At 69.5% G+C, this 26,776-nt stretch carries 22 protein-coding genes and 1 pseudogene; 7 read left to right on the top strand and 16 right to left on the bottom strand.

Features of this window, described 5'->3' with window-relative positions; all coding sequences use genetic code 11:
* Positions 1-14: 14 nt before the first annotated feature.
* Together pglX and pglW are read right to left on the bottom strand one after the other, a co-directional pair.
* Positions 15-3,593: a BREX-2 system adenine-specific DNA-methyltransferase PglX gene (gene pglX / locus OHA68_RS32940; RefSeq protein WP_327103717.1), complete on the bottom strand. Its 3,579-nt coding sequence runs from the start codon at positions 3,591-3,593 to the stop codon at positions 15-17.
* Positions 3,590-8,122, bottom strand: a complete 4,533-nt coding sequence (gene pglW / locus OHA68_RS32935; RefSeq protein WP_327103716.1) for a BREX system serine/threonine kinase PglW — start codon at positions 8,120-8,122, stop codon at positions 3,590-3,592. The genes pglX and pglW overlap by 4 nt, the downstream gene beginning before the upstream one ends.
* A 206-nt stretch (positions 8,123-8,328) precedes the next feature.
* Here pglW and OHA68_RS32930 point away from each other — a divergent pair, with 206 nt between their 5' ends.
* Positions 8,329-10,443 (top strand): TerD family protein, encoded by a 2,115-nt coding sequence (locus tag OHA68_RS32930; RefSeq protein WP_327103715.1) that lies wholly within the window; start codon positions 8,329-8,331, stop codon positions 10,441-10,443.
* A gap of 290 nt (positions 10,444-10,733) precedes the next feature.
* Here OHA68_RS32930 and OHA68_RS32925 read toward each other — a convergent pair whose 3' ends face one another.
* From OHA68_RS32925 to OHA68_RS32910, 4 genes are all read right to left on the bottom strand, one after another.
* Entirely contained in the window at positions 10,734-11,345 is a 612-nt protein-coding gene (locus OHA68_RS32925) for a hypothetical protein (protein ID WP_327103714.1), read from the bottom strand.
* A 341-nt stretch (positions 11,346-11,686) separates the two neighbouring features.
* On the bottom strand, positions 11,687-12,265 hold the full coding sequence (locus OHA68_RS32920; protein ID WP_327103713.1) for a helix-turn-helix domain-containing protein: 579 nt from the start codon (positions 12,263-12,265) through the stop codon (positions 11,687-11,689).
* 107 nt (positions 12,266-12,372) lie between these two features.
* Positions 12,373-12,972, bottom strand: a complete 600-nt coding sequence (locus OHA68_RS32915) for a dihydrofolate reductase family protein (protein ID WP_327103712.1) — start codon at positions 12,970-12,972, stop codon at positions 12,373-12,375.
* A complete protein-coding gene (locus OHA68_RS32910) occupies positions 12,969-13,814 on the bottom strand; it encodes a metalloregulator ArsR/SmtB family transcription factor (RefSeq protein WP_327103711.1) in 846 nt (281 codons plus the stop codon). The genes OHA68_RS32915 and OHA68_RS32910 overlap by 4 nt, the downstream gene beginning before the upstream one ends.
* 116 nt (positions 13,815-13,930) lie before the next feature.
* Between OHA68_RS32910 and OHA68_RS32905 the strand changes: the two genes are divergently transcribed.
* Together OHA68_RS32905 and OHA68_RS32900 are read left to right on the top strand one after the other, a co-directional pair.
* Complete coding sequence (locus OHA68_RS32905; RefSeq protein ID WP_327103710.1) at positions 13,931-14,566, top strand: SAM-dependent methyltransferase; 636 nt, start codon at positions 13,931-13,933, stop codon at positions 14,564-14,566.
* Between the two features lie 31 nt (positions 14,567-14,597).
* Positions 14,598-15,107, top strand: a complete 510-nt coding sequence (locus OHA68_RS32900) for a DinB family protein (RefSeq protein WP_327103709.1) — start codon at positions 14,598-14,600, stop codon at positions 15,105-15,107.
* 17 nt (positions 15,108-15,124) lie between these two features.
* Here OHA68_RS32900 and OHA68_RS32895 read toward each other — a convergent pair whose 3' ends face one another.
* Positions 15,125-15,733 carry a hypothetical protein gene (locus OHA68_RS32895; protein WP_327103708.1) on the bottom strand — a complete coding sequence of 203 codons (609 nt, stop codon included), beginning with the start codon at positions 15,731-15,733 and terminating at the stop codon, positions 15,125-15,127.
* Between the two features lie 77 nt (positions 15,734-15,810).
* On the opposite strand from OHA68_RS32895, the gene OHA68_RS32890 reads away from it, so the two are divergent.
* Positions 15,811-16,107, top strand: coding sequence for a hypothetical protein (locus OHA68_RS32890; protein WP_327103707.1), 297 nt, complete (start codon positions 15,811-15,813; stop codon positions 16,105-16,107).
* Positions 16,108-16,212: 105 nt separating this feature from the next.
* On the opposite strand, the gene OHA68_RS32885 is transcribed toward OHA68_RS32890, so the two are convergent.
* The 3 genes and pseudogenes from OHA68_RS32885 to OHA68_RS32875 all read right to left on the bottom strand — a co-directional run.
* Complete coding sequence (locus OHA68_RS32885) at positions 16,213-16,491, bottom strand: hypothetical protein (protein WP_327103706.1); 279 nt, start codon at positions 16,489-16,491, stop codon at positions 16,213-16,215.
* Positions 16,492-16,686: 195 nt separating this feature from the next.
* Positions 16,687-16,851, bottom strand: coding sequence for a DUF397 domain-containing protein (locus tag OHA68_RS32880; RefSeq protein ID WP_327109586.1), 165 nt, complete (start codon positions 16,849-16,851; stop codon positions 16,687-16,689).
* Positions 16,852-16,980: 129 nt separating this feature from the next.
* Positions 16,981-17,241 (bottom strand): annotated as a pseudogene (locus OHA68_RS32875) (NUDIX domain-containing protein); the annotation flags it as partial.
* Positions 17,242-17,303: 62 nt separating this feature from the next.
* Here OHA68_RS32875 and OHA68_RS32870 point away from each other — a divergent pair.
* Positions 17,304-18,239, top strand: a complete 936-nt coding sequence (locus tag OHA68_RS32870; RefSeq protein ID WP_327103705.1) for an HNH endonuclease — start codon at positions 17,304-17,306, stop codon at positions 18,237-18,239.
* Here the strand turns inward: OHA68_RS32870 and OHA68_RS32865 are convergent.
* Positions 18,236-18,754, bottom strand: a complete 519-nt coding sequence (locus tag OHA68_RS32865) for a TetR/AcrR family transcriptional regulator (RefSeq protein WP_327103704.1) — start codon at positions 18,752-18,754, stop codon at positions 18,236-18,238. The two genes, OHA68_RS32870 and OHA68_RS32865, sit on opposite strands and share 4 nt — an antisense overlap.
* Before the next feature lie 136 nt (positions 18,755-18,890).
* Between OHA68_RS32865 and OHA68_RS32860 the strand changes: the two genes are divergently transcribed.
* The gene (locus tag OHA68_RS32860; protein WP_327103703.1) at positions 18,891-19,676 is read left to right on the top strand and encodes an oxidoreductase; all 786 of its coding nucleotides are present in this window, start codon (positions 18,891-18,893) and stop codon (positions 19,674-19,676) included.
* Here the strand turns inward: OHA68_RS32860 and OHA68_RS32855 are convergent.
* Together OHA68_RS32855 and OHA68_RS32850 are read right to left on the bottom strand one after the other, a co-directional pair.
* The gene (locus OHA68_RS32855; RefSeq protein WP_327103702.1) at positions 19,608-21,098 is read right to left on the bottom strand and encodes a hypothetical protein; all 1,491 of its coding nucleotides are present in this window, start codon (positions 21,096-21,098) and stop codon (positions 19,608-19,610) included. The two genes, OHA68_RS32860 and OHA68_RS32855, sit on opposite strands and share 69 nt — an antisense overlap.
* A 157-nt stretch (positions 21,099-21,255) precedes the next feature.
* Complete coding sequence (locus OHA68_RS32850) at positions 21,256-22,260, bottom strand: ArsR/SmtB family transcription factor (RefSeq protein WP_327103701.1); 1,005 nt, start codon at positions 22,258-22,260, stop codon at positions 21,256-21,258.
* Positions 22,261-22,534: 274 nt separating this feature from the next.
* Between OHA68_RS32850 and OHA68_RS32845 the strand changes: the two genes are divergently transcribed.
* A complete protein-coding gene (locus OHA68_RS32845; protein WP_327103700.1) occupies positions 22,535-23,461 on the top strand; it encodes a GlxA family transcriptional regulator in 927 nt (308 codons plus the stop codon).
* Positions 23,462-23,568: 107 nt separating this feature from the next.
* Here OHA68_RS32845 and OHA68_RS32840 read toward each other — a convergent pair whose 3' ends face one another.
* The 3 genes from OHA68_RS32840 to OHA68_RS32830 are packed head-to-tail and all read right to left on the bottom strand — an operon-like array spanning position 23,569 to position 26,718.
* Entirely contained in the window at positions 23,569-24,288 is a 720-nt protein-coding gene (locus OHA68_RS32840) for a DUF4429 domain-containing protein (protein ID WP_327103699.1), read from the bottom strand.
* A complete protein-coding gene (locus OHA68_RS32835; RefSeq protein WP_327103698.1) occupies positions 24,281-25,906 on the bottom strand; it encodes an outer membrane protein assembly factor BamB family protein in 1,626 nt (541 codons plus the stop codon). The genes OHA68_RS32840 and OHA68_RS32835 overlap by 8 nt, the downstream gene beginning before the upstream one ends.
* Positions 25,888-26,718: a hypothetical protein gene (locus tag OHA68_RS32830; RefSeq protein WP_327103697.1), complete on the bottom strand. Its 831-nt coding sequence runs from the start codon at positions 26,716-26,718 to the stop codon at positions 25,888-25,890. The genes OHA68_RS32835 and OHA68_RS32830 overlap by 19 nt, the downstream gene beginning before the upstream one ends.
* Positions 26,719-26,776: the final 58 nt, after the last annotated feature.

Genomic DNA, 26,776 nt, shown 5'->3' with positions numbered 1-26,776 from the left:
CCTCGCGTCAGAGCTCAACTGCTCTTTTTGGTACGTCCACCGCGCGCAGCCGCAGTCGGACGCCACTCCCGCAGGGTGTCGTCCGTAAGACCGTGCTCGCCCTGGATTTGCTGGCGGTAACCCGCGAAGAAGTCCGCTGGCGAACCGCTGTACATCGGGTCAAAGTCGTGGTGCCACTGGTAGAGCCACGGCTGGAGTTCGAGCAGGCCGGCGAGGAGCGGGGTGATCTCCTCGCTGGTCAGCGCCTGGTTGGTGAAGTACGTGGCCAGCGCCTGCGCCTGCTCCCGATGATCCCAACCGGCCCAGCCGTACAGGTCGGGGGTCTGCGTGTTCACCTGGCCGTAGGAGATGAAACGCTCCTTGGGCACGTCGAGCTTGCCGCGCGCCCTCCAGTACGACGTCCGCTGGAAGTCGGCCTGCCCGTACTTCGGCGGCACGGGAATCGAGTCCCGGATCTTCCGCTTGGCGGGCTCGTCCGGCGCGGCGTCCTCCTTGCGCTGGAGGTCCCATACCTCTTCCCAATCGGCCCGCTTCTTCAGGCCGGTCGGCTTGTACCGCAACGCAGCGAGGAATGGGACATGCTCCTCGGCCACTAGATCGGAGACGACGGCCGACAACTCCCGGCGAGGGGCGTAGATGGCGACCACAGAGACGAAGTCCTCGTCACGGGAGAGCGCGTCAACGAGCCTGCCAAGGGTGAGGATGGCGGGCTGGCCGTTCTCGTCATACCAGAGCTCGCGCGCCTCGATCCGATCCAGCAGCCAGGACCGCAGCGCCTTCTCCTGAAGCACGTCCCAACCCTCGGTCGTCCAGCGCCGCTTGTACTCGGGACGCTCCACCATGCCAATGGCACGGGAAGATTCGATGGCGTCGATGCGCTTCTGAACGACCTGCTTGTACGAATCCGGCCAGTGAGCTGGGATCTCCCTGATCGGCGTCGATCCATGCCGCCGGAACCACTCGTCGGACGCCTCACCGTTGGCGGCCCGGCGCGCGAGCACGATCTCGAAGGCCCGCTCCCCAAGCGCCAACTCTGGCAAATCAGCCTCAGGCGCGCGCAGGTCTTCAGGGAAGAGGCTGTAGAGCGAGTAGATCTGCCAGTCCAGCTCTTCCTGGAGCGCAATCATTTGGGCGCGCAAAAATTTCCATTGATCCCTGAAATCGCGGAGGTCTCCTGCCGTTGGAGTCTGAATGGTGACCACCAAGGATGGAGCCGTAGTAGCGAACTGCTGGGCCAGCTTCTCCAAGGTTCCGCTCAGCACAGTGGGACATTCGGCAGGAAGCGGGTAACGCTCAATGTTGGAACCATTGAACTGATAAAAGCGCTCCCACTCGCCGCTGGTGAAACCACCCCCTTCTCCACGAATTCCCTTGTCATGGCAGTTCAACTTCAGCCACAGGGCAGCCGTGGAACTATTTAGCAGCCCGAGCAGGTGCAGGTGATCCTCCTCACTTGCTTCCTCCCGCAACTTAATTACCGGCGCCGTCTGCTTGAATACCTTGCCGCCACGATCCAGCACGAAGTGATTGTGCGTCGCCACTTCCGCAAACGTGATTGACATCGGTGTTCGATAGGCGGAGGCGGTGTACTGCATGTAATCCCACCACTTGAGACCTGCATCGGCCATGTCCCCCTGGAAGGTGCGCCGCACTTGCAGCACGCGACGCAATGGCCAGAGATCCGCCTCAAGGTCGCTTGTGCTCAACTCCTTGGCATAGGGAAACCAGATCGCCTCTTCAGGGGTAGCACACCAGTCACGAACAGCTTCACCAATCATCAGCGGGCGCAACCCTGCGGAGCCCGCGATCGTGCGGTAGCTACTGCGCAGCGGCCGGACATAAGCCTCATCCGCTCCGGCTCGGATTGCACGACCAATAGGTGGCTCGATCGTATCCTTCATGCGCCGCGCACTTGCTAGGTTGATCTGCTCGACCATTTCCAGGCCACCATCCGCCAGAATCCAGGGCTGCTTGCCGAAATAGCGCTTTCGCTCAAGATCTCCTACGGATACCCATTGGCTAACTGAATCTGGATCATCAATCTGATCAACTATAGCATTCCAAACCAGACCATCCCCTCCCCGATCAGGAACGGAAGGCTCGCCCTGGACGCTACGAACCGTTCGCACGGTCTGTGAACGAAGATTCCCCGAACGCCGTGTGCCGATAAGAATAACCGTCGGCGTGCCGTGTCCAGGAATATAAGCCCCCGAAGTGTCAATTACCTCGGTCAACTCGACCTTGTGTGCGAAGAACTCCCCGATCAGCTTAGTGCCGAACTCTCGTTTCATAAAAGAGTTTGCCGTGATCTGTCCGACCGTGCCGTAGCCACGCCCGTCCGCATCGCCATGAACAGCCAGTTCGAAGAACCGCTGAGCGAAAGGAACCGACAATGCATACGTCCCACTACAGGCGTCGTACAAGTCCCGATAAAGCTCGTTCAGCTTTTTGTCCTTGACCGTCACATACGGCGGATTCCCCACTACCACGTGATACCGCCCCGACTCCAGAATGCGCGGATGCTCGTCTACGTCCTCCGTCGCATAAGCGAAGTCAGCCAGCGGATCCCCTGGCACCTCGTCACCCAAGGTCAACTGCCTAACCTTGATCAGCGAGTCCCCCACTGCCAGATGAATAGGCCACTCATACTTGGCCGCCTCCTTCATGGTCCGCACCCCGGCCGCCGCCATAGCCGCCACCAGCAGCCGGAACCGCGCGATGGCCACCGCGAACGGATTCAGATCCACCCCGTGCACCGAATCCAACGCCGCCCGTACCTGCTCATGCCGCCCCAACCCCAACGGCCGCTCCCCCCAGAGCCGCACGAGCCGCTGGAACGCCCCCAGCACGAAGTGCCCCGACCCACACGTAGGGTCGATCATCTTCAGCTCTCGATACCCGAACTCCCGCACCGCCGGATCCATCGTCCGGTCGAGGATGAACTTCTCCACGAAGTCCGGCGTCTGCAACAACGCATACGTCTTCCGCGCCGCCTCCGACAGATCCTGATACAGATCCCCCAGGAACCGGGTGTCCCACCCCTCGGTCCCGTCCTCGTTCAGCGGATCCGCGAAATCATGAACGAGCTCCCCCGCCTCGTCCCGCCGCCGCCAGAACTCCACCAGCTCCCCGGCCCCGTCATGACTGAGCGGAATCTGGAACAGCGGATTGTGCACCGGATCGAACAGCAGCTTCCCGGCCTGCCCCTCCCCCAACTCCGCGAACGCCTTCCGAAGCCACCCCCGATACGTCGGATCCTCGTCGTTCTCGACATAAGCCTCGTACCGCGCCTGCGCCAGATCCCGCCGATCGGCCTCAGGCGCCGTCAGGTACGGCTCCTCGATCAGCCGGTTGTCCTCGCAGAACCGTACGAACACCGTCCCCAGCACCCACGCCGCCGCGACCTGCGTGACCCGCTCATCCAGCCACGACCCCCAGGTGGCGGCGGTCCGCTCCAGCTTGCGCGCCTGGTCGTACTCCGCCCGCAGCCGCGCCCCCACCTCGGGCAGCGCCTTCACCTGCCTGCCCAGATCGGCCTCGACCGCCTTGACCTGCTGCTTCAGGTCGTTCAGCACCGCTTTACGGTCGATCATCTGGCCTCCAACGTCAGGCCGGCCCGATGGGTGTTGGTCACCCACGAGTCCGGCAGCTCGATCCATTCCCCCAGCCCCGCCTGGTAGGGCACGGCGACCGTGCCCAGCCGGGGCTCGCGCGCCGGGTCGCCCTGCGGGCAGAGCAGCCACAGCCCCCGCCCGCCCAGCCGGGCCGCCGCCGCGAGCCGGTCCAGCACGCCCATCGCGTCGTACCGGGCGAACACCGCCGCCTCGGTCAGCAGCACCGGCCCCGCCCCGGACTCCAGCAGCGCGCGGACCTCCGGCTCGATCCGCCCCCACGACGTGCGGGCGTACTCGGCGAACTTCAGCGCCGCCCGGCTGCCCGGCTCGGCCACGTCCGCCCGCAGGATCGTGTCCCACGTCGGTTTCGTGCCCGGCGGCACCAGCTCGTGCATCGCCTCCAGGAACAGCCGGGTCACCGACACCTGCCGCGCGCCGAACCGCCCCCCGGTGAGCTCGGCCACCGCCTCCCGAGTCCGCCCCGCGTGTACGGTCAACGCCCGGAACCCGTCCCGCCGGGCCGCGGCGGTCAGCCGCTCCTCCGCCCGGACGGCCCCCGCGAGCTGCGGGTCGTCGACGTAACGGGTGATCGCACTGGCGTGGGTGGCGTGCCGCCCGGCGTAGGCGGTCAGGTAGCTGGAGGCCAGGTCCAGGCGGGCCGGCAGGTAGCGCTGCGTGCCGGTGCCCTCCCGGGTGGACAGGTTGAGGTCGAATCCGGCCTCCCGCAGCGCCTTGGTCAACGGCGGCCCGCTGGGCAGCCCGCCGTCCGTCAGCTCCGGGAAGCGGGCCCGTACCCGCTCATGAACCTCGTCCACGGTCAGCCCCGGCTGCCGGGCCTCGGGCACGCCCGGGATCAGCCGTACCAGGCCCGCCTGGGTGAGCCGGAGTGCGCGTACCAGCAGCAGGTCGCGCGGGTAGATCTCCAGGCGCGGAGTCGCGGCGGCGTTCTTGGAGGCGGCGACGGCGAGCTGCACCGTGCGGCGCTCGTCCCAGTCGAGCACCCCCTGCGGCGGGGTGATGGCGCGCAGCTCGGCCAGCACGGTGCTCGCGGTGGGCAGCGTGTCGAGCCTGGCGAGGCGGTCGGCGACCCTGCCCAGCCGGTGCGCGTAGTCGAGCAGGCCGGGCGCGGACGGCGTGCTGGGCGGGTCGTCCTCGCACACCTCCAGGGCGAGCAGCCCGGCGCCGAGCACGGAGTCGGCCGCCTCACGGTTGGCGGTGTGGCGGAAGCGGCCCTCCTCGGGGACGAGCTGCTCCACCTCGACCACCGCCCGCACGGCGGCCAGCGCGAGCGCCCGCCGCTGGTCACGCCGGTGCAGGCGGGTGCCCCGCCGTACGGTCAGGGCGTCGGCGATCTCGGCGACGGAGGCGACGCGGCCGAGCCCGGCCAGCAGCTCCAGGATCTCCTCGCGCAGCGCTTGGACTGCGGGGGACTTCTTCCACCGGGTGCGCTGGCTCTTCACGATCTGGGGGATGCGCTGGCGGCTGAGCCCCAGCGTCTCGGCGACGGCCTTCTGGTTGGGCCACACCGTCTGCCCCGGCAGCTCGCCGTGCTCGTCGGGCAGACGCAGCAGCAGTCGTACGGCTTCGACCTCGTTACGGTTGGCGCCGTCCTTCTTCAGCGGCGGGACGAAGAGCGTGGCCAGGGTGTCCAGGCTGACCGAGCGCAGGGCGCGCTGGGGCAGCAGCTCGGCGCCTTCGGCGTCGGCGAGATCGCCGACCAGGACGGACTCGGCGGCGCTGAGCTCCTCCTTGGCCTCACGGCGGCCCTCCGGGCTGAACGGGGAGACGGCCGTCTCGCGCAGGCGCCGGCCCCAGTCGCTGAGCCGGCGCTGGATCTCGCTGCGGGTCTTGGCGCCCAGGCCGGGGGCGTTGACGAGGTTGCGCTGGCTGTAGTCCAGCAGGGTGCCGACGGTCGTGAGGCCCAGGCCGTACAGGAACGACTCGGCGGCCGGGGTGAGCCCGGCGGCGGACAGGTGCGTCTCGGGGCCGGCCTCGGCGGCGAGCCGGTCACGCTGCAGCTCGACCGACTCCGGCTCGGCGTCGGCGATGGCCGGGGCCTGCTCGGGGACGGGATGACGGCCGGCGCGGCCCGCGGAAGGGGTGGTCTCGGCCAGGTCCAGGAAGATCTTCTTCCAGGCGTCCTGCATCTTCTTGAGCTCGCCGAAACGCTGCCCGGCGTCGCGGTGCATGGCCTTGCGGAAGAACGCCACGAGCCCGTCACGGACCGCCGGATCGAACGCGTCGGCCGCCACCGCCGGATACGCCTCGTCGCTCTGCCGGGGCGAGACCTTGCCGTCGCCCCAGCGGGGCAGCTCGCCCGAGGCCATCTCGTGCAGCGTCGCGGCCACCGCGTAACGCTCGGCGTGCGCGTCGTACACCGAACGGGTCAGCGTCCCGATGAACGGGTCGAGATAGCCGTCGGTGCCCGCGTCGGTCTCCTGCACCGGGTAGCCGGCCAGGGAGAAGTCGATCAGCACGAGCTGGCGGGTGCGGTTGGGGCGCACCCGGATGGCGATGTTGTCCGGCTTGATGTCGCGGTGCCAGACGCCCTCGCCCTCCAAGAAGTCGACCGCGCCGAACAGGTAGTCGCCGTACGCCTCAAGCTGGTCGATCTGCAGCCGGCCACTCTCGCGCAACTGCCGCGCCACGGTCTCCTCGCGGCGGCGCGGCCTGCTGCCGGACTCGCCCGGATCCTCGTCCTCCCGCTCGTCGCCGACATACTCCAGAGCCAGCGCGGTGCGACCGCCGATGACCAGCGGCTCCGGCTCCACCAGGCGGATGACCCGCGAGTCCGCGTGCAACCGGCTCATCACCTCGGCCTCACGGACCAGGATCTCGCCGCGACCGTCGGACAGGGCGATCTTCAGCACGAGAAGCGGCCGTGCGCCGCGTCCTCGCGCCCCTGCCTGCAGATCCCGTACGAGGAACGCGCGGCTCGTCGAGCCGGTGCCCAGGCGGCGGCGCACCTCCCAGCGGCCGGCCAGCACGTCGTCCGTGACGGCCTCCAGCGGGTCCTTCTCCTGGGCCGCGGGCTCGGGGGCCGTCAGCAACTCCTCGACGCATTCGAGCATGTCCAGGAACTCGTCGACCGTGGCGAGCCGCTGCTCGGGTTTGTAGGCGGTGGCCGCCTGCACCAGCTCGTCGATGAAGGTCGACAGGCCGTCCACGATCGCGCTCGGCCGCAGCCCCTCCCCCGCCTCGAACCTGGCCAGCAGCTCCGCCTGACTGGAGGCCGGGGCCTCGCCCGTCACCAGGAGATAGGTCAGCACGCCGAGCCCGTAGACGTCCAGGGCGATCGGGTCGGGGCTGACCGCGGTCAGCTCCGGAGCGAGGTAGGCGTCGGCGTCGTCCGCCAGATGGATCGCCGACAGGGCGGTCGGGGCGTGCCTGGTCACACCCTGCGGCGTGCGATGCGTGGCTATCTGCCAGTCCGAGATCTGCAGGTACGGGGACAGCCAGGCCGCCTCCTCTCCGATGGCCTGACCTTCGCGGCCCCGGTTGCGCGGGATCACGTGCACCGACCGGGCCGAGAGCGAGCGGTGATGGATCCGGCTGGAGTGCGCGGAGCGCATCGTCTCGGCGAGCTGCCGGACCAGCGCGATCCGGCCGAGGATGTCGAGCCTGTCGCCGTGCTGGACCAGGTATTCGTCCAGGCGCAGGGTGTGCGGGTGGTAGTCGAAGATCAGCGCGGGACCGGCCGAGTGCCCGGACGGGTCGTACTGCTTGAGCTGCACGACGCCGGGGTGGCGGAAGCGGCGCAGGACCGCCGCCTCGCGCCGGGCGGCGTTCTCCACCGACCTGCGGATCGACGCGTCCGCGCCGCGCTCGCGCAGGTAGACGCGAACCCTGGCGGGCTCCGGCAGCTCGCTGTGGTTTGCCAGGTAGTCGGCCCAGGTGGGGCCGGTGTCGAAGGACTTACGCTCCAGCAGATAGGGGCCGACCTTGTATTCGGCGTCGCTGCGGCGGATGCCGACCTGCTCCAGCGCGCCCTTGACCGCGCGGGAGTCGGCCGGGGTGATCCGCCAGCGCTCGTCCCGCGGCGGCTGCCGCAGCATCGTCAGGAGCTCGTCGACCGTGTGGACGCCGTTCTCGTCGTGCGACGGCAGGCGCAACCGCAGCGTGTCGTCGGTGAAGCAGACGGCCTCGGTGATCCACACCCGCTTGCCGTTGCGCGCCAGCAGGCCGGCCAGCTCCTTGGCCTTCTTGTTGACCAGGTGCAGGGGGTTGCCGTGGGAGACGCGGCGGCCGTTGGGGGTGGTCTGCACCCAGGTGCCGTTCTCGGTGGTGAGGCTGCCGTGCCAGTCCTTCAGCTCGATCATGTAGGCGCCGCCGGGGCCGACGATCAGCAGGTCGACCTCGCGTACGTGGCCGGTCTGGGCGGTGAAGGTGAAGTTGGACCAGGCCCGCCAGGGCTCGGCGTCGGGCAGTCGCTCGCGGATGGCCTCCAGGCCACGGCGCTCATGGTCGAACTCGGACTCGGTGACGGTGGTCCACCGGCCTTCGAGCATGCGCTCACTCCGCTGATCGAGATGTGTGATCGACCGCCGCACCGGGCCGGATCCTCAGGCTTGGATCGTATCGGCCGGGTGCGACGCATGCGGACCTCACGAGCAGATGATCATACGGCGGCCCCGTGACCGTCAACGTGCTCCAGGCATGATGTGGCCACGACAAACCACCACCTTTAGCCGTACTCCCCTTATAAGGTGCGGCCGTGGACAATCTTGAAAGCCTCGTCATCGCCCGGCGGCTGCGCGTTCCGATCGGCGACGCGCCTGCCGGTACCCATCCCGGCTGGGGAGAGGTGGCCGCCCGCCAGCTCGACGCGGCGCTGCTGAGCGTCGGCTTCACGTGCTCGGCGGCCCTGCTCGAACACCTGGCGAGGCTACGCGGCGAGACCGTGCTCGATCTCGGCGTCCGGGTGCTGGCCGCCGTCCGCACGCTGGTCGGCGACCACGTTCAGCACAACGCCTACTTCATCGACTTCCCCAAGAACGTGCCCGACACCATGGAGTTCTGGGTCGGCCTGCTGCGGGAGGCCCTGCTCGACCCGGTCGCCGCCGCGCGCGTCCAGCCGTCGACGCTGAACCTGCTCGAGCTGCCGGGTTACGGCCGCTACCAACACAGTTACGCCGACCTGCTGGCCGCGCACGCCGAGCTGCTGCCGCTGGCCGGCGACCGGGTGACCGTGCTGGACCTGGGCGCGAGCCTGGAGGAAGAGGCGCGCGAGCTCTACTTCTCGCTGGCGGGCTCGGAGGTGCCGCTCGCGGAGGAGGATCTGGCGGCGCTGCGTACCCTGGCCGGGTTCTGCGCCGACGAGCCCGAGCGCATCCCGGTGCGGGAGAACCGCGCCATCGTCAACGAGGTGCGCCTGGCGGCCGGGCGGCCGCTGCTGGTGGACACGGTGACCGACGTGCTGCGGCTCGCCTGCGGGGTCTCCGGCGGCGACGTCACGCTGTCGACGCCGACCAGGTTCCGCTCGTTCCGCCGCGCCGAGCGCCGCGCCCTGCTGGAGGCGTTGGACGCCGTCGCCGTCCCGGCCAAGCTCGGCGACGTGCCGCGCCACCGGGAGCCGTGGAAGCGGCTCGGCGAGCGACTGCACCCGCACGAGTACCCGAAGCTTCCTCGCGCCGCCCACGTCTTCGAGGTCGCCAGAGGAGTGCGCCACGCCGCGAGCTTCGACAGCCGGGTCGAGGCCGCCCTGTCGGCGGGCCGCACCGGCGACGCCGCCGTCCTCCTGGGGAACACGCCGGGCGCGCTGCTGCGCCGCCTCGACCACCTGCTGCGGTCGGGTCACGACACCTCGGCCGTGCTCGACGCCGCCGAGAAGGCCGCGGCGGGCGCCTCCGGTCGCGTCCTGCTGTCGCTGCGCGAGCACCTGCAGAACCGCCTCGCCCCGGCCGCCGGCCGCGTCTTCACCAACCGGCACGGCGGAGCGTGGGCGACCCCCGACGCCCGCGCGCCGCTCGGCGAGCAGGTCCTGTCGCGGGCGGTCACCATCCTGGACGAGGAGATCACCCGCCGCCTGCCCGACCCGGGCGAGCTGGTCATCGATCCGGACGTGCTCGACGTCGCCCTGCCCCTGTCGGGCAAGGCCGTCGTCCCCGGCCTGGGGATGCTGCCGCGCGGATCGCTGTCGCCGGTGGACGGCGAGCTGCTGCGGTTCTTCGTGCACTGGCGGCAGGCCGAGCGGCGTACCGACTACGATCTGTCCGCGCTCATGCTGGACGCCGACTACGGCAACGCCGAGCACATCTCGTGGACGAACTACGGCAACGACTTCGCCGAGTACTCCGGAGACCTCACCGAGGCGAAGGACGGCGCGTCGGAGTTCATCAACATCCGGCTCGCCGACGCGACCAAGCCGATCATCATCCCGCAGGTCCACATCTACGCCGGCGAGGCGTTCGACGAGGCCGCCGAGGCGTTCTTCGGCTACATGACCAGGGACGCCGAGCAGGAGGGCCGGCCGTTCGAACCGCGCACGGTGCGGATGAAGTCCGACCTGCGCGGCGCGGGCCGCGTCGCCCTGCCCTTCGTCGTCCTACGCGGCGACGACGGCGGCTGGCGGGTGAAGTGGCTGCACCTCTACCTGAAGGGGCATCCCTCCTTCAACCAGGTGGAGGGCAACCGCGTCACCTCCTCCCTGTTGGTGCGCTCGATCGTGGAGCGCGACCACCTGCGGGTCCGCTACCTGGCGGACCTGCTGCGGGCGAAGAACTCGACGGCCGGGCACACCACGTACATCGGGCTGCAGGCGCCGGCCGACCTGCCGGAGGGGGCGCGGGTGTACACGCCGGGGACGCTGCACGAGCTGATCCCTGCCTGATAGGCTGAAGATCGCGAGGCTATGGAAGGGCTTCCTTCTCAACCAATTTGGATGAAATTCTAGCCTTCCCGCTCTCCTCGCATTCTGGCCGTGAGGCCATTCGCGCGCTTCCTTCTCACCTGGTTCGAATCCAGGTGGTACCCCTCAGGGGGACCACTGGCATATCTAGCTCGCGAGCCCTCCTCACGGCCAGTTCGCCACGAATCCCGCGTCGATCATTTCCCCGGCGGCGGTCAGCGTCACCGGGCGAGCCCGCTCGTGGCTACGCCAAGATGCGGCAGCATCTACAATCAGCCGAACGACGCCAGCTTCTGCTTGAAGGCTTGGACCCGAGCGCCTTCCAGCACCCCGAAGTCTCCGCCGTGCAGTGGCTTACCCTCGCGGGTGAGGAATCCCATCTTGTTGAAGCTCTGAGCGGATTGTTCGGTTGCGGCGATCAGGCCCACTACCCCGCGGTGGGTGAGCGCGACACTCACCATCTGCCATCCGACCCCCCGGAACGGATTCGGCGAGTTGGCCTCGCTGACCGCCGGGGGCACGATATTCCAGGGTGCGGCCGACGCCTGATCGATCATGAGGGAGTCGTGGAGTCTGCTCACCACCGCCAGGCCCTGAATCTTGCCGTCATGCCTGGTCACCAGACAGAGCATTTTCCCCGCGGCGACCAACCGCGTCTGCAGCATCATTTCCTTGATCGCGGTCAGTTCGACCCTGCAGTTCTTGTAGACGGGGTCATCGCTGGGACTGGGGTGGGCATCGTGGTACTTCAGCATCTCGGTGACGGCCTGGGCCAACTCCTTCCGCATGGCTGCGGATTGCGTGTCGTCCTCGAACTTGGTGCAGTTCAGAGGGAGCCCCTGAAATGGCTTGAGATTGTTCTGGCTTACCGGCTGCGTGCTCATGTCCTGTCTCCTTCGGGCGAAGGCACTCATCGTATGACCAGAAGGCACAAGCAGATAGTGCACGGTTCGAACGTAAATATTTCTCGCGTACGGCTTCCCAGCCCGCCAAGAAGTCGAGCAATGCCCAGGAATTAGAATATTCAGTTACCCATGAATTATGTACTCGACAACGCTCGAATATCATGGCGTCTCATTAAGGACGGCGCTGCAGCCTGACCATGATCATTGACCGGGGTACGCCTGGCGATCAGAGCCGCTGCCGGTTCGCATCCATCTGCAGCAGGCTCCTTCCCTGAGCCGCCGAGCGCGTCCACCGGAACAGGCGCGCGAAGCTCGGCCGGTCAGTCCTTGGCCGTCGACAGGTGGGCGCGCTCCCCCTGCGGGCCGAACAACGTGAGCAGTTCCGCGGGCTCCTCTCCGGCGCTGCCGATCCGGTGCGGCACCCGGGTGTCGAACTCGGCCACCTCACCGGGGCCGAGCCGGAACTCCTGGTCACCGAGCACGAAGCGGATGTGACCGTTGAGGACGTAGAACCACTCGTACCCCTCGTGGGTCTGCAGGCTCGTCGTCCGCGCGCGGGAGGCGGGCGGGTAGATCACCTTGTACGCCTGGATCCCCCCGGCACGCCTGGTCAGCGGCACCACGGTCAGTCCGAAACGCCGCATCGGCCGCAGGTGGATGCGGGGGTCGCCGGTGAGCGGCGCCTCCACCAGGTCCTCGATCGGGACGCCATGGGCCCGTGCCAACGGGAGCAGTTGCTCCAGCGTGGGCCGGAGTTTCCCGTTCTCCAGCCGCGACAGCGTGCTCGACGTGATGCCGGTCTCCGCGGACAGGCCCGCCAACGTCACTCCCCTGGCCCGGCGCAGGGCCCGCAGCCGCGGCCCGACCCCGGCCAGCACATCCTGTTCAGTTCTGCCCATGCCCGCCATCATGCAGATCCGCAACTTTTCTTGCAAGCCCGGAATTGCCCAACACCTGCGCCGCCCGGGCGACGCCCTGCTGTCCCCGACGGATTGGAGATCCCTTCTTAGCGGACTCGGTCGTAGACCATGGCGATCTCGCCCAGTTCACCGCTTTGCTGGTTGGTGAGCATCCACGTTGAAGCCGACAGGCCATCGTCGAACAGTCGCTGCCCGCCCCCGGCGATCTCGGGGAAGATCATGAGGTACAGCCGGTCGAGCAGGTCGGCCGCCAGGAGCGGTTTGATGATACTCGCGCTGCTGTTGACGAGAATGTCGCCCTCACCGGTGGCCTTGAGGTCGGTGACGACGTCGGCGGCGGGGGCGTTCACCACGCGGGTGCGTTCCCACGGGGCCTCGGTCAAGGTGGTGGACAAGACCACCTTTTCCGTGTCGACCAGCCACTTGGCGTATCCGCGATCACGAGGGTCGGCGTTGCCGTCCTCGGCGACCGCCGGCCAGTAGCTCATGAATCCCTCGGCGTTGATCCGGCCGAGCAGCGCCGTCGTCGCGCTCTCCCAGATGCGGTTCATGTGGTCTCGCGCGACCTCGCTGGTCACATAGGGGGCGAAAGCGGCGAAATCACCGGGCCCGCCGGGGCCGTTGTAACGCCCGTCGAGGGTGAGGCTCAGGTTCGCGGTCACCCTGCGACCGGTCGAGTTCGTCATTTCGTACTCCTTGTAGTGGTGGTGTGCGTGCCCGCTGCGAGGGTCGCCGCGAGCTTGTCGAGGCTTTGGCCGAAGCCGATCTCGATGCCGGCGATGAAGTCCGCGGAGTTGATCGTGCTGTCGCTGATGCGGAAGTGAACGTCGAGCTCTGTGCCCGTGTCGGCGGGCTGGAGGTCGAGGTCGAGGTGGGCGGTGAAGGCGAGGCCGCCGTCGGCGAGCAGCGGGGAGAGCCGGTAGGTCAGGCGCTCACCGGGGCGTACGTCCTCGACGACTCCCAGCGCGCGCCCGGCGACCAGGTCGGAGCCGTCGGCATCTTCGGCGTCGCGGTACTCATGGACGATCCGGCCACCGGGCCGCGCCTCGAAGACGAGCTCGGAGACGTGCAGGTCATCCGGTGTCCACCAGCGGGCGAGCAGGGAGTCCTCGGTCAGGTGGCGCCAGACCTCCTGCGGCCCCGCTGTCAGCGACCGGTGGAAGCGGAAGGAGCGGCCGTCGGCCCAGCCCGGCTCTTTGGCGGCGAGCCGCTCGGCATGGAGACTGAGCCCGTAGCGGTCGTAGGTCTCGCGCGAGCCGCCGGCCTCTTCCGCGGTGTCGGCCAGCCGGGTGAGCGCAGCCGCCAGCTCCCGCAGAGGCGCGGCCCGGAGCGCGTAGATGCGGCGCTGGCCGGAGCGCTGGGAGGTGACGATGCCGGCACGCTCAAGGGCCTGCAGGTGCTTGGTCGTCTGCGGCTGGCGCGCCCCGGCGAGTTGGGCAAGAACACCGACCGGCCGCGGCCGCTCGGCGAGCAGGCCCACGAGCCGCCAGCGGGCCGGGTCGGCCAGTGCGGTGAGCAATGCGTCCATGGGTAGAAGTATTCACCATGGCGAATATTCGCGTCAAGGAATGTCTAGGGAATGGCTACCATGCAGATCCGCAACTTTTCTTGCAAGCCTGGAATCATCGCGGCCACGATGTCCGCATGGACACCACCGACCCCAGCGAGGTCGCCGAATCGTTCTGGGAGAAGCACTACAGGGCCCGGCGCACGTGGGGCGAGCGCGCCAACCCGCTCCTCATCGAGGCTGCCGGACCTCTACGCCCCGGCGCGGCCCTGGATCTGGGCTGTGGCGCGGGCGGCGACGCCATCTGGCTCGCCCGCCAAGGCTGGCGGGTCACCGCCGTGGACATCTCCGCCACCGCCGTCGCCCAGGTACGGGAGCGCGCCCGCGAGCTCGGCCTCGGAGATCGGGTCACCACCGAACAGCACGACCTGGCCCGAAGCTTCCCGGGCGGGGAGTTCGACCTCGTCTCGGCACAGTACTTCCACACCTCGTTCACGTTGCCCCGCGCCCAGGTCCTGCGCACCGCCGCCCATGCCCTGCGTCCCGGCGGCCTGCTGCTGATCGTCGACCACGGCTCCACCGCACCCTGGTCCTGGAACCAGGACCCCGACACCCACTACCCCACACCCACCGAGATCGCCGCCGAGCTGGACCTCGATCCCGAGCAGTGGCCGGTCCTGCGCGCGGACATGCCCCGACGCCGGGCGACCGGACCCGCCGGCCAGGCCGCCACGATCACCGACAACGTCCTCGTCCTCCGCCGAACCCCCTGACGACCGCCCCCAACCAGATGGAGCAGCAACAATGCCGATAGACAGTACGCAGCAACCCAGGTCACGGGCGAGGGACACCGGCCCCCCGCGAACCGGCGCCGATGAGAAGGCCACCCTGCGGGGATTCCTCGACCACCTCCGCGAGGCGATCACGAACAAGGCGGCGGACGTGCCGGAGCCGCAGGTCCGGACTCCCGAAGTGCCTTCTGGCACCAACCTTCTGGGACTGGTCAGGCATCTGACCTTCGTCGAGCGGTTCTACTTCCTGGGCGAGGACGTAGACGACTGGGGCCGGACCATGCGTCCGTCCCCCGAGGACACGATCGAGAGCGTGCTCGCCGGCTACCGGCAGGTCATCGTACGAGCGAACCAGGTCATCGACGCCTGCCCCGATCTCACCCACCCCGCTCCCCGGCCCCCGCGCAGGGGACCGGCGCCGACGATGCGGTGGACCCTGGTGCACATGATCGAGGAGACCGCCCGGCACGCGGGCCACGCCGACATCATCCGCGAGCAGATCGACGGCTCCACCGGCCGCTGACAGCTCAACCGTGGACGCTAGGCCGCCACCAGCGCTGCCTGGCTCAACCGGGCCAGAGCCGCTCCGACATCGGAGACGTTGAACAGATCGCGCTTACGCGGACTCCACGTGGCCACTTGTTCAGCCAGCTCGGTGGCGGTGGCCGAGGCCCCCGGCTTGGTGGCCAGGTAGTGCACAGTCGCCAGGAGTTCCATGCCATCGGGATACTCGTAACCGATGATCGCCTCACAGACCCGGCCCCATGCACGGTTGAACGCGGCATCCGAACCCATCGCCGTCTCGGCGGCACGAACAGCTTCCGGCACCACTTCGAGGTCGGCCCGAGCGCCTCCGGTGCCATCCCCATAACCCACCAGGTAGTGGCCTTCGATAGCGCCCAAGGTCCGGTTGAGGTCGGCCGAGAAGGGACCGTACAGGTGCGGCTCGAAGCGGTGACCGAGCTCGAACCGGGATTTCTGCAGCAGAAAGACAACCTTGTGCGCTTCGATCAGGGACAGCCGAGGAGCATGGGCGACCCCGGACTCGAAGGCCAAGGCGACATATCGAGCAAGCCCCGCAATCAGTCCGTTCAGTTGCGGCGTCAGGCGGGGAGCCGTCGCGGCGGACAGGGGGTCACGAGTTCTCATCGGAGACAACAGCGTAGCGGCGCGAACATCCCCGCCTCCGATAATCCACCTGATGCGCGGCAGGGCCGCTCGGCGCTGTGGATGAGTGCCGGGCCGACGTCATGGAGGTGAAGCGCCGCAACCGCCGGTCCGCACCGGGTTCATCGGGCGCGGCCGTCGAGCAGGTTCTCCCACGGCGGAGCGCTTCGGCGGTCCGCAGCCAAGGGCTCTCGCTGGTCCGGGCGCTCTTGGCCGATCGTACGGTCCGGCGGATGTGGGCCAGGCCGCCTGCCGAGCACAGCTCGTACGTGGTCAGCACGCAGTCGCAGGTGTGGGCCCGGACCCTGACGGATTCGCATCTGGGCGTCAGGCCGGACCAGTCGATCGGGACGTAGCCCTCTCGCAGGGGTTTCGGGTGAATGCCATGGAATTCCGTCATGGCCGTGCCGACCTCCAGGACCGATCGTGCTGTCGAAGAACCAGGCCGACGTGCCTGGTCGTTAACGGGCGGGGCGGCGCATCGGGCAGGGATGGGGAAGGTGCCGGTTCGGGCAGCACGCCACGCCGATCGTGACGAACCGGCCGTCGGGCAGCCACTCCCCCCACCGCACGTCCACGCCACGGGACAGCAGGTCAAGGGCGGCCTCCAGCCGCTCCTCCAGCAGGACTCCCGGCAGCGGCAACTCCGCACGGATCCTGCCGTACGCACCGGCCAGCCAGACCACCGCCAGCCAGACCTCCTCGAAGGTCGCCGCCACCCGCGGCCCCGGCCCCTTCATCCGCCCGCACCGGCGACAGCACCGAGGTCACACCATGAGGCGACAACGGCCGCCGTACGACCTCATCGCCCCGGCCGACTCCCGCATCGACCCATTGGTACGCGTGCCAATGCATGCTCAGCCGCTCCCGTAGATTTTCCGGACCATGGCGGCTCCTGCGTGGATCAGGCAGGGACCGCCGCCTTCGGGTGGTGCCTAGAGGGTGGTCAGCCCGGCGGCGCGAAGCTCGTCACCGGCGAACCGGAGGGTCCCGGCGTCCGGGTTCTTCGCGTCCCGCAGCGCGAAAGCGTCCGCCACGCCCGGGATCGGAGCGATCAGGACACAACTGTCCCCGCCCTCTTCCTGATCGCCGCCGAGCATCCGGCCGAAAGCACCTCGTCGAGCGCCTTCGAGCAGGAGTTCGGCGTCGCCCGGCGCACCGTGCGCCTCGCCATGGAGATCATTCGGGATCAGGGCCCCACGGGGAAAGGTCCGCTCCTCGGTCACGTCGAGTTGGGCCACGGTCCACCATCGGTGCCCGAGCCCGTCATCCTCGGTCATGGAGAAATCCGTCGTCGGAACCCGGGCGAAGAAGTACGTATGCACGGTGTAGTAGCGGCTGCCCCGGAGAGACCACTCCCCAGCGTTGTCGGCCACGGGCTCGCCCCGATCTCGGGGCGTGAGAATGAGGCCGGTCTCTTCGCGGACCTCCCGGGACGCCGCTTCCACCACTGATTCACCTGGTTCGATACCCCCTCCGGGGAGGTGCCAGGCAGGCTCATGAGGCCACGGGTCAGGCGGGACGCAGGTTCATCGGGGTGCACAATCAACCTGTGAAGGCATACGTCGGAGTCACCGACGGGGACTGGTACCGCTTCCTCGCTTCCCGCCCCACCATGACCGAGGCCAACTTCTGGCGGCCCTCCGGCAACGGCGCGTTCAAAGCTCTGCGTCCGGGCGAACCCTTCCTCTTCAAGACCCACCACCCTCACAACCGCATCGTCGGCGGTGGCTTCTTCGCCCGCTTCGTCAAGCTACGGGTCTCCGAAGCCTGGGAGATCTTCGGCGAAGCCAACGGCGCCACCACTCTGCAGGCGATGCGCGCCCGAGTCGGCCGCTACCGCAAGCAGCCGATCGCCCCGGCCGAGGATCCGGTGATCGGGTGCGTCTTACTTCGTGACACCTCCTTCTTCCCGTTCGACGCCGATGCCGGGCCGCCGCCGGGGTTCGCGGCCAATATCGTCCAGGGCAAGGGGTATGACCTGGCCACCCACGCCGACGCCGACTTCTTTCACGAGGTCGTCGCCCGCCTGCTCGGCGGCAACGTGGCGATCGACTTCTCCGAGCCGTGGCACCTGGACGGACCGGTGTACGGCGACCCGCGACTGGTCCCGCAGCGACTTGGCCAGCAGGCGTTCCAAGCCGTGGTCCTGGACGCCTACGACCGGCGGTGCGCGATCACCGGCGACAAGATCCGGCCCGTCCTGCAGGCCGCGCACATCCGGCCTCTCCACCGCGGCGGCCAGCACCGCCTCGACAACGGGCTACTGCTCCGCTCGGACGTGCACACCCTGTACGACCGCGGCTACCTGGCCGTCGACCCCGCGTACCGACTGGTCGTCAGTCCCCGCCTCCGGGAGGAGTTCGGCAACGGCCGGCAGTTCTACGAGCGCGCCGGCGAGCAGATCGCGGTGCCCGAGCAGCGCGGCGACCGCCCGCGCCGCGAGGCGCTGGAGTGGCACCTGGACGAGATCTTCCTCCGTGGCTAGTCGCCGAAACCGTGCAGCAGGGTGTCGACGAGGCGGGTGGCCAGGGCGTCGGCGTCATGGTCCTGGTCCGGTCCCGTCGCCGTCTCGTGGATGAGCGCGTAGTAGACGCGGCGCGCCCAGTCGAGGTCGGCGTCCGCGCTGATGAGGCCCGCGTCGCGCGCTCTGCGGAACAGCTCGTCGCAGCGTTCGCGGACCTCGGCGTGCACCCGTGCGACCTCGGGATCCGAAGCGGTCCGGCTCATCGCGTATCCCCAGTCGATCTTGACGCGGAGCACGCTGGCGGTCACCTGATGCAGCGTGACCAGCGCCGGAGCCGTGGTCGTGTAGGCCGACTCGACGGCCTCGGCGAACCGCCGGGTGGCCCAGGCGGCCATCGCGTCGACGAGCGCGTCACGTGAGGCGAAGCGGCGATGCACGGTCGTGCGGGCGACCCCGGCGGCCTCGGCGATCTGCTCCATGCCCGCCGCCGGATTCCGGCTGAGGACGCGTTCGGCCGCCTCCAGGATCGCTCGCACGGTTCGCTCCGTGTCCGAGCGCATCTTGTTCACCCCGCCATGCTACATCAGTGTCCCTATCTAGATAGAACTTGCAACATTCATGTCGCATGTCATAGCTTAAGCGCATCGAAGATGTCGCGAAAGGGGCTCTGTCATGGATCTGGGACTGAACGGCAAGACCGCAGTGGTGACCGGTGCCAGCCGGGGAATCGGCCTGGCGATCGTGCGGGCGCTGACGGACGAGGGCGTGCGTGTGGTCGCCGGAGCGCGCACGCTCACCCCCGAGCTGAAGGAGACGGGCGCACACGTCGTGACCGCCGACCTGGCCACCGCCGCCGGTGCCGGCGCGCTGGCCGAGCGGGCGCTGACCGAGCTGGGCGGCGTCGACGTGCTGGTCAACAACGTCGGCGGCGGCGAGGGCGAAGGGCAGGCCGGCGGTTTCCTCAGCTTCGACGACCAGCAGTGGCTGGGGACGTACGAGCTGAACTTCCTCAGCGCGGTGCGCGTCACCCGCGCCGCGCTGCCCAGCCTGGTCGAGCGCGGCGGCGCGATCGTGAACATCTCCTCCAACGGCGCCCGGCAGCCGGGCATGGGGCCGATCATCTATTCGACCGCGAAGGCGGCGCTGACGGCATTCGGGAAGGCGCTGAACGAGGAGTTCGGGCCGCAGGGCGTACGGGTCAACACGGTCTCGCCCGGCTCGACGCGGACCGCGATGTGGGAGGGAGCGCAGGGGTACGGCGCGCAGCTGGCCGGGGCGCTGGGGATGCCGCAGGAGGAGCTGCTCCGGGCGCTGCCGGGACAGGCCGGCATGACGACGGGCCGGTTCGTCGAGCCCGCCGAGGTGGCCGCGCTGGTCGCCTACCTGGTCTCACCGCTCGCCGGCAGCATCGCCGGAGCCGACCACCTGATCGACGGCGGCGCGGTCAAGACGGCCTGACCCGTGGCCGGGAGAGGGCCGGGAGCCGGCCGGGAGGAGTGTCGCGAGTGCCGCGGCTAGCACTGGAAGGCCCACGACCAGGGCGGCGATCGGCAGCCACGGGGTGTCGAAGGCCACGCGCGGCAACGGGTCCCAGCCGAACTGGACGGTTTTGGGCCATGCCAGCAGCAGCCCCGTGACGCAGCCCGCGGCCGCCCCCAGAACCGTTCCGCAGACTGCGATCAGCCACGCGCGGCACACAGCCAGCGACCTCAGCGTGACGCCGGAACCACCGGCGACGCGCAGCAGTACACGCCTCCACCGCAGGCTGCCGTCCGCCAAGACCGTCGCGGTCAGCACGCCGCCCAGGGCCACGAGGACGATCGCCCCGAAGACATACAGCCAGCCGGTCGAAGCCTCGAACCCCCGCTCCACGTAGCTGCCCGTGAAGTCCCCCAGCCGGCGGTCGAGGCGATCCTGCTCGGCGGCCGAAACGCGATGAAAGGAGGGGTCGATGATCAGTTTGTCCGGCTCCAGGCTGAAGCCAAGGTCTGTCACGAGCTTCGCGGGGATGAAGAGGTCCGTCCTACGCGGGTCCTCGGGTCTGACCGTGATCGCGGGGACGGTTCTGCTCAAGTTCTCGCCGGGAGGGTTGTCCAGGGCGTAGTCGATCTCCAGCGATGTGACGGCGTCTTTCCCTGTGATGAGTACGACCGTGCCTTCGTCGTACGGCGTGGCCGGATCGCCTGTCAGGTAGCTGAGCAAGGCCTGATCACCGATGTGGGCGTCCATCCGCGAGGAGCCGTCGTAATCGTAGGAGAGGTATCCCTTGACCGTGTCCTCGCTCTGAACGATGGGGGCCGAGGGAATCTCCTGCCGGAGGTCCGCGCGAACGGCTTTCGCCTTCTCGGCGGAGTACACCTGCACGAAGAGCGCTCCGGGCGGAGCCTGGGGAAGGTACTGCGCTCTGTCCTGTGCCGTCTGAGCCGCGGCGACGATCATCACCGCGGTGGCCACGCCGACTGCCAGCATCGTCGTAGCGACCCCACCGGCCGTACCGGGCGGATGACCGGCGAGCTGACGGGCCGGCAACCGTAACGGACGCGGCAGTCGTACGGCGAGCTTGGCGGGGAGTGTCAGCGCCCACGAGGCGAATGAGCCCAGGCCGAGGAAGAACACCACGCCGCCCATCAAGCCGATCAGCATGTACATGATCGGTTCGAGGTCCTCGTAGTAGCGCTCCTCGTGCGTGGCCCAGGCGATGCGTACCATCACCGAGAGGCCGACCGTCGCGAGAACCGCTCCCCACAGCAGGCGGCCCCGGTTCACGGGCGTGCGGCGGTCACGGGGCGCCGACACCATCGCCAGCACCACGGATCCGCTCGCCAGCGCCACAGGCATGCCCAGCAGTGCGACAAGTCCTAGAATCTCTTCGATCACCACGGGGCCGATCGTACGCAGATCCCCGCAGAATGTGCGGTTTGAAGATCAAACCGCGACCGATGAACCGGCGCGGCTGCGGACTGGAGCGGGACGGCTCGTTGTGGGCTCCAGGGAGAAGGGCAGGTTCTGGCTGCGCGGCATCGGCTGATCAACCCGTTCACGGGCTTTGGCGAGGTGTGTCGCGCCGGTCAAGGAGGGTCAGGCCGACCTGGGTGGGGTTGTGCAGGACGCTGCTGTGGTGCCTGCGCGTCGTGATCAGGCCCGCCTCGCGCAGTACGGCCGTGTGCTGGCTGACCGCCGCCGATGAGACGTCCAGGCGGCGGGCCAGGGCGCCAGTGGTGACCACACCGTCGGCGATGGCGGTGAGCACCGACGCGCGGGTGCGCCCGAGGAGGTTGGCCAGTGCCGCCTCCGACGGGCCGCCTGTCCAGATGCCCGCGGCATGGTCGACACCGATCCTCGCCGGGTAGATCAGGAGGCAGTCGCCGGGATTGCCCGGGTCGTACATGATCGTTGGGATCCGCACGAAGAACGAGGACATCAGCAGCAGCCCCCGCCCGCCGAGGATGAAATCGGCGTCGGACGCGTCGCCGCACGGGATGTGGAGGATCGGCGGCCGCCACCGGACCTGCGGGTGCAGGGTGGACAGCAGACCGTCGACGCCCCGGTCGAGCAGGATCGCGCCGCGCTGGGCCCGCTCGGCGTCAAGGTGTGCGCGGATGCCCGTCCAATGGGGGCCGATGGCGGCGTGATAGTACGCCTCCACCGTGGACAGCACCTCCCGCCGGACGGTGAGGTCGTCGACGAGTCCGGCCAGCGCGGCCGGCACCCGGCCGTGATGGCGGGCGTAGAAGTCCAGCTCCGCCTCGACGGCGTGCCGAGGGCTGGCCAGAAAGATCTCGGCGCTTTCGGCCAGCTCATGACCCGGCCCGGAGAGGATGGCCATGTCGAATCTGGGCGGCCGGACGGGCGCGATGGCGGCCAGGACGGCGAACCGCGAGTCAAGGGCGCCGCGCACCCGGCGCCGCCACGCACCGAACAGCGTCTCCTCCGCCCGCCCGCGTAACGCGGTCAGGCTGAACAGGGACTCCCCCATGGGGCCCAACGTCGAGGCCACCCGCACCCGCGCCAGGTCGGCGTCGGTGAAGTGAATTCTGTGCAACCTCTCCCCCACCCACATGTCGACATGCCGCCGAACAGCCCACTTAAGCCAGAACTTACAAGCCTCGCGGCGCGCGATTTCTTCCTGCGAAAGTAAGTGGCGCGGCGCATTCTCCCAGTGCCGCGTGGTGAGCCTGAAGACCATCCGCCTGGAGGACACCATGAGCGACTCTTATGTGAGAACGGGCTGCTTCCAGCGATGGTTCACCAGGAAAGCGCCTTTCCGGAGAGTTCTCGCGTATGTCCGGCCGGGTGTCAGTTCGTTCGGCCTGAGCGTGGTCAGCAATATCTTCGCCGATCGAAGCGCCAAGGGCTTACCCCGGCTCGACTTCGCCATCTGCGCCGACCGGGTGGGCACCCTGCGCACCGACCTCGGCCTGTGCCTGCGGGTGGAGCATGGGCCCGAGGCGATGGCGACCGCCGATCTGATCATCGTGCTGCCCACCGAGGACGAGCCGCTCACCCTGCCCGCACCGGCCGAAAAGGGGCTCATCGCTGCCCACCACCGGGGGGCCGTCATCGCGGCCTACTCCACCGGCTCGTTCCTGCTGGCCGAGACCGGCCTGCTCGACGGCCGCCGCGCCACCACCGACTGGCGCCTCGCCGCCCGGCTGGCCAGCCGCCACCCGGAGATCACGGTAGAGCCTGACGCCCTGTACGTCGACCAAGGCCTGCTGGTCAGCGGCGCCGGCGGGGCCGCCGTCATCGACATGTGCCTCCATCTGTTACGCCGCGAGCACGGCCCGGCCCTCGCCGACGCGGTGGCCGAGGAAGCGATGGTCACCCCCCGGCACCGGAACGGGCACCCACAGCACCTTCCCAGCCCTTCGGACCCCGCACCCGAGGGCGAGGCCGAACGCATGGCCGACCTGCTCGCCTGGGCCCGCACCCGCCTGCACCAGCCGATGACCGTCTCCGACCTGGCCAGACAGGCGCTGATGAGCCCCCGCACCTTCGCCCGCCGCTTCCGGGCCGCCACCGGCACCACGCCGTACGCCTGGCTGGCCGCCCAACGGCTCGACCGCGCGAGAGACCTGCTGGAAACCACCGACCTGTCCGTGCAGGCGATCGCCGTACGGGTCGGTTTCCCTTCCAGCAATGTCCTGCGGGCGCAGTTCACCAAACATCACGGCGCCTCACCGAGTGCCTATCGGAACGCTTTCCAGCAGAGCCGGCGAACGCCGATGAGCGCGTGCCATTGACAGGAGAATTCTCGCCGTCAGTCAGGCGTACCCAGATCAGGCTCTTACCGGTGGCGGAGGTATGCGCCGGTGTCCCGAACGCGCCGCAGCTCGCCTGAGCGGAGAAGTCACCGGCGGGACAGCGGCTCGGCCTTCGTCTCCTGTACGGCGGCCAGCACGGCGGCGGCGAAGGGCAGGGACTCATGGGTGGCGCCATGGCCGATGCCGAACACCACCGAGGCGGGGTCCTTGTTGGGGTCGGCGGGAGCCTGGTGCCCCCGGACATGCAGCCGCAACGACCCGCTGGCGTCCTCCAGCGCGTGCCACTCGACGCCCTCGATCTCGCTGACCGGGTAACGCCGATCGCCCGCCGTGTACTTGGCCGGGGACGCTCCGGACAGGAACCAGGTGAAGGTGACGGCCTGGCCGTCGAAGGCGGCCTCGCCGTCCCAGGCCTTGAATGCGCGCGGCACCGAGGGTCCGGCGACCAGGAACCGCTCGGCCGGACCGCGCTCGGACAGGGCCGCGCGGATCTCGTCGGCGTGCCGGCCGGCCAGCTCCTCCTTGGCGGCGGGCAGCACCAGCCGGTAAGGGTCGAGCGAGTCCTGGAGCTGCCCCGCCGCCGCGGACATCACCGGATCGGCCCCCTGCCGGGGAACCACCCGCAGCACCACCCGGCCACGGGCGTCGGTCTCGAGCGCGACCTCGGCCAGCGCGTCGTACGGCACGAACCGCGCACCGAGCTCCATGCTCAGCTTCGACCCCTTCTTACCCGGCTCAGGCGTGATGCGCAGCCCCCCGTCCTCGAACTCCCACGCGCAACCTCGCCCCTTCAGTACGTCACCCATGCAAGCAAGGATAGGTGCCCGGACACGGGCCGCCGCGCAGTCGGGCGGCCACCGCGAGGGCGGCCCGCCGGGTCAGCGCCGAGTCCCCGCCGGCCCGCACCTCGGCCAGCAGCCGCCCGCCGGTGGCCCAGGCGAACGTCCGCTGATCGTCGCTGCCGACCTTCGACCGCAGGTACGCCCCTTCCCCCAGCCGCAGGGCGCCCTTGTCCGCGGCGAGGGTCGTACGGGCCAGTCGCGCGGCCTCCGCGTCCGTCGCGGCGACCCAGGTGACCGCCACCCGCACCAGCGCCCCCGCGTCGTCGGGCGGGACGAACTCGCACACGTCGGGCTTCGGCCAGCGCACCCCGAGATGCTCCACGGCGCCCGGAACCGGCACGTACCCCGGCAACGCGGCAGGGTCGAGCAGCGTGCACGCGTCAGGCCAGCGGTCCGGCGGCACGGCCAGCGGCGAGGACGGGAGCAGTCCGTCGCGGAAGGTGTAGGCGGTCACCCGGTCACCGCCGGGGTGCCTTTCGTACAGCAGCACGTCGCGGGCGGTGCTGCCGACGACCAGGCTCGCGCTCTCCCCCACGGGCAGGGGCAGCACGTGCCGGGTGCCGTCCGCCAGCGAGATGACCTCGATCATGCGGGGGGCGAGCTCGGTGGCCGTAGCGCCCATGGCGTGGCCGGCGGTCAGGGTGCCGGCGTTTCCCGCGTACCCCTCGGGGGTGCCCGGCGGCGTGCGCGGCCTGAGCGAGCGGTGCCAGAGCACCCGCCCGTCGCGGCTGCGCGTCGCGGTCATCTCGCGGACCCCGCCCACGCTGCGGACCAGCAGCGTCAGCTCGGCGTCGCCGACCACGGTCGGCCCCCCGACGTCCGGGTACGTGATCCGCGACCGGGCGACCGGCCGCCCGTACGGGTCGAAGGCGGTGATCTGCCCGGGCTCCCTCGCGATGATCAGGCGGGTGGCGGAGACGTCCACGTCCGCGAGGTTCTCGTGCGAGCCCCGGACCCGGCGCGTCCAGACGAGACGCCCGGCGCGCATGTCGACGCCGTGCAGGGTCAGCGATCCGTCCGCGCAGTGCTGGACGATGACGGCGAGCTCGGATTCGAGCAGCTGCCGGTCGGGGCACCCGGCGGGCCACGGCACGGTCCAGGTGTCGCGGCCGGACGCCGGGTCGAGCCCGTGCAGGCCATCGCGCCCCGCCCACGCGATGCCGGTGGGGGTGAGGGCCGTCCTGCTCAGGTAGGCACGGATCGGCGCGTCCGCGGAGGCGAGCGGTCGCGTCCACTTCGTCCGGCCGGTGACCGGGTCGAGCACCGTGATCCTCTCCTCGCCGCTCACCGCGAGCAGCTCTCCGACGAAGCCCATCCGGTCGTACGGCAGGGCGAACGGGAAGGTGTGGATGACCGCGCCCGTCTCCGCGTCGTGCAGCCGGATCGCCCCCGTCGACGGCAACGCCAGCACGGCCCGGCCGCCGATCGTGGCCACGGGCACGCTGAAGGCGGGGGTCGCGTCGAGATCGCCCACCTCTGCGCTCCAAGCGGCGGTGAACGCGGGACGTACCTGCCGGGCGACCGCGCCGCCGGCGGCGCAGGCGAGGACGAGCAGGGCGGCGATCAGCGCGCGGAGGTGCATGCCCGCTCCGGATTGAGGAGCTCGCAGGCCGCCCGCCCGGTGACGGCCCGCAGCCCGGCGCCGGTGTTGCGGTAGACCGTCCCGTAGCCGGTGGCGGCCGCCGGGGCGCCGGTGACCCGGAACGGCCGCCCGTCGGGGTCCTTCACGGTGAGGGTCCGCTGTTTCCCGCTCCCGGCTTCCACGTACTCGACCTCCAGCACGAAGGTGTGGCTGTGCGCACGCGCGTCGATCCCGAGGCCGAGCTCCGTCTGCTCTCCCCGCTTCAGCGGCAGGCTGTGCGGGCCGAAGAAGGGACGGCCGGGCGCGCCGACGCGGGTGAAGTACGGGTTCGGCGCATCGAGGCTGACCGTGAGCTGCGGGTTGTCCGTTCCGCCCTGACGGGGATGCTCGACGAAGGCGGCGGTGACGACCGGCTGCTCGGGGGCCGTCTCCTTCACCCTGACATCGGTGACGCGGACGAGGTCGCGCTGGGACTCGAAGATCACGCGCGCGATGGTCCGGCCCACCCGGGCGCCACCCAGTTTCGCCACCACGTCGCCGAACGCCCGATCCCCGAAGCGGCCGCTCAGGAAGGCCGCGCGGTCAGGGGGCGCGGTGGGCAGGGCGGCCACGGCCAGACCCTGTTCGCCGCCGGCGCCATGCAGCACCGTGACCAGGATCGGTGGCCTGCCGGAGTCGAGCAGGTCGGCCGGCCGCAGGAGAAGACCGAACGCGTCGGTCAGCCAGGCAGTGACGACGGCGGTGAGCAGCGCGCCGAGCCACAGCAGGACCTTGGTGAGCCTGCCCGGCCCCTTGTCGTCACTGTCCGGCACGAGACCGGTCTCCTCGCAGCTGGGCTACTTTCCAGAAGTGACAACGTAACGCAGCGAG

Source organism: Nonomuraea glycinis (assembly GCF_035920485.1).
GTDB lineage: Bacteria > Actinomycetota > Actinomycetes > Streptosporangiales > Streptosporangiaceae > Nonomuraea > Nonomuraea glycinis.
The sequence above is the reverse complement of the archived record's forward strand: the minus strand, read 5'-3'. Positions and strand labels throughout refer to the sequence as shown.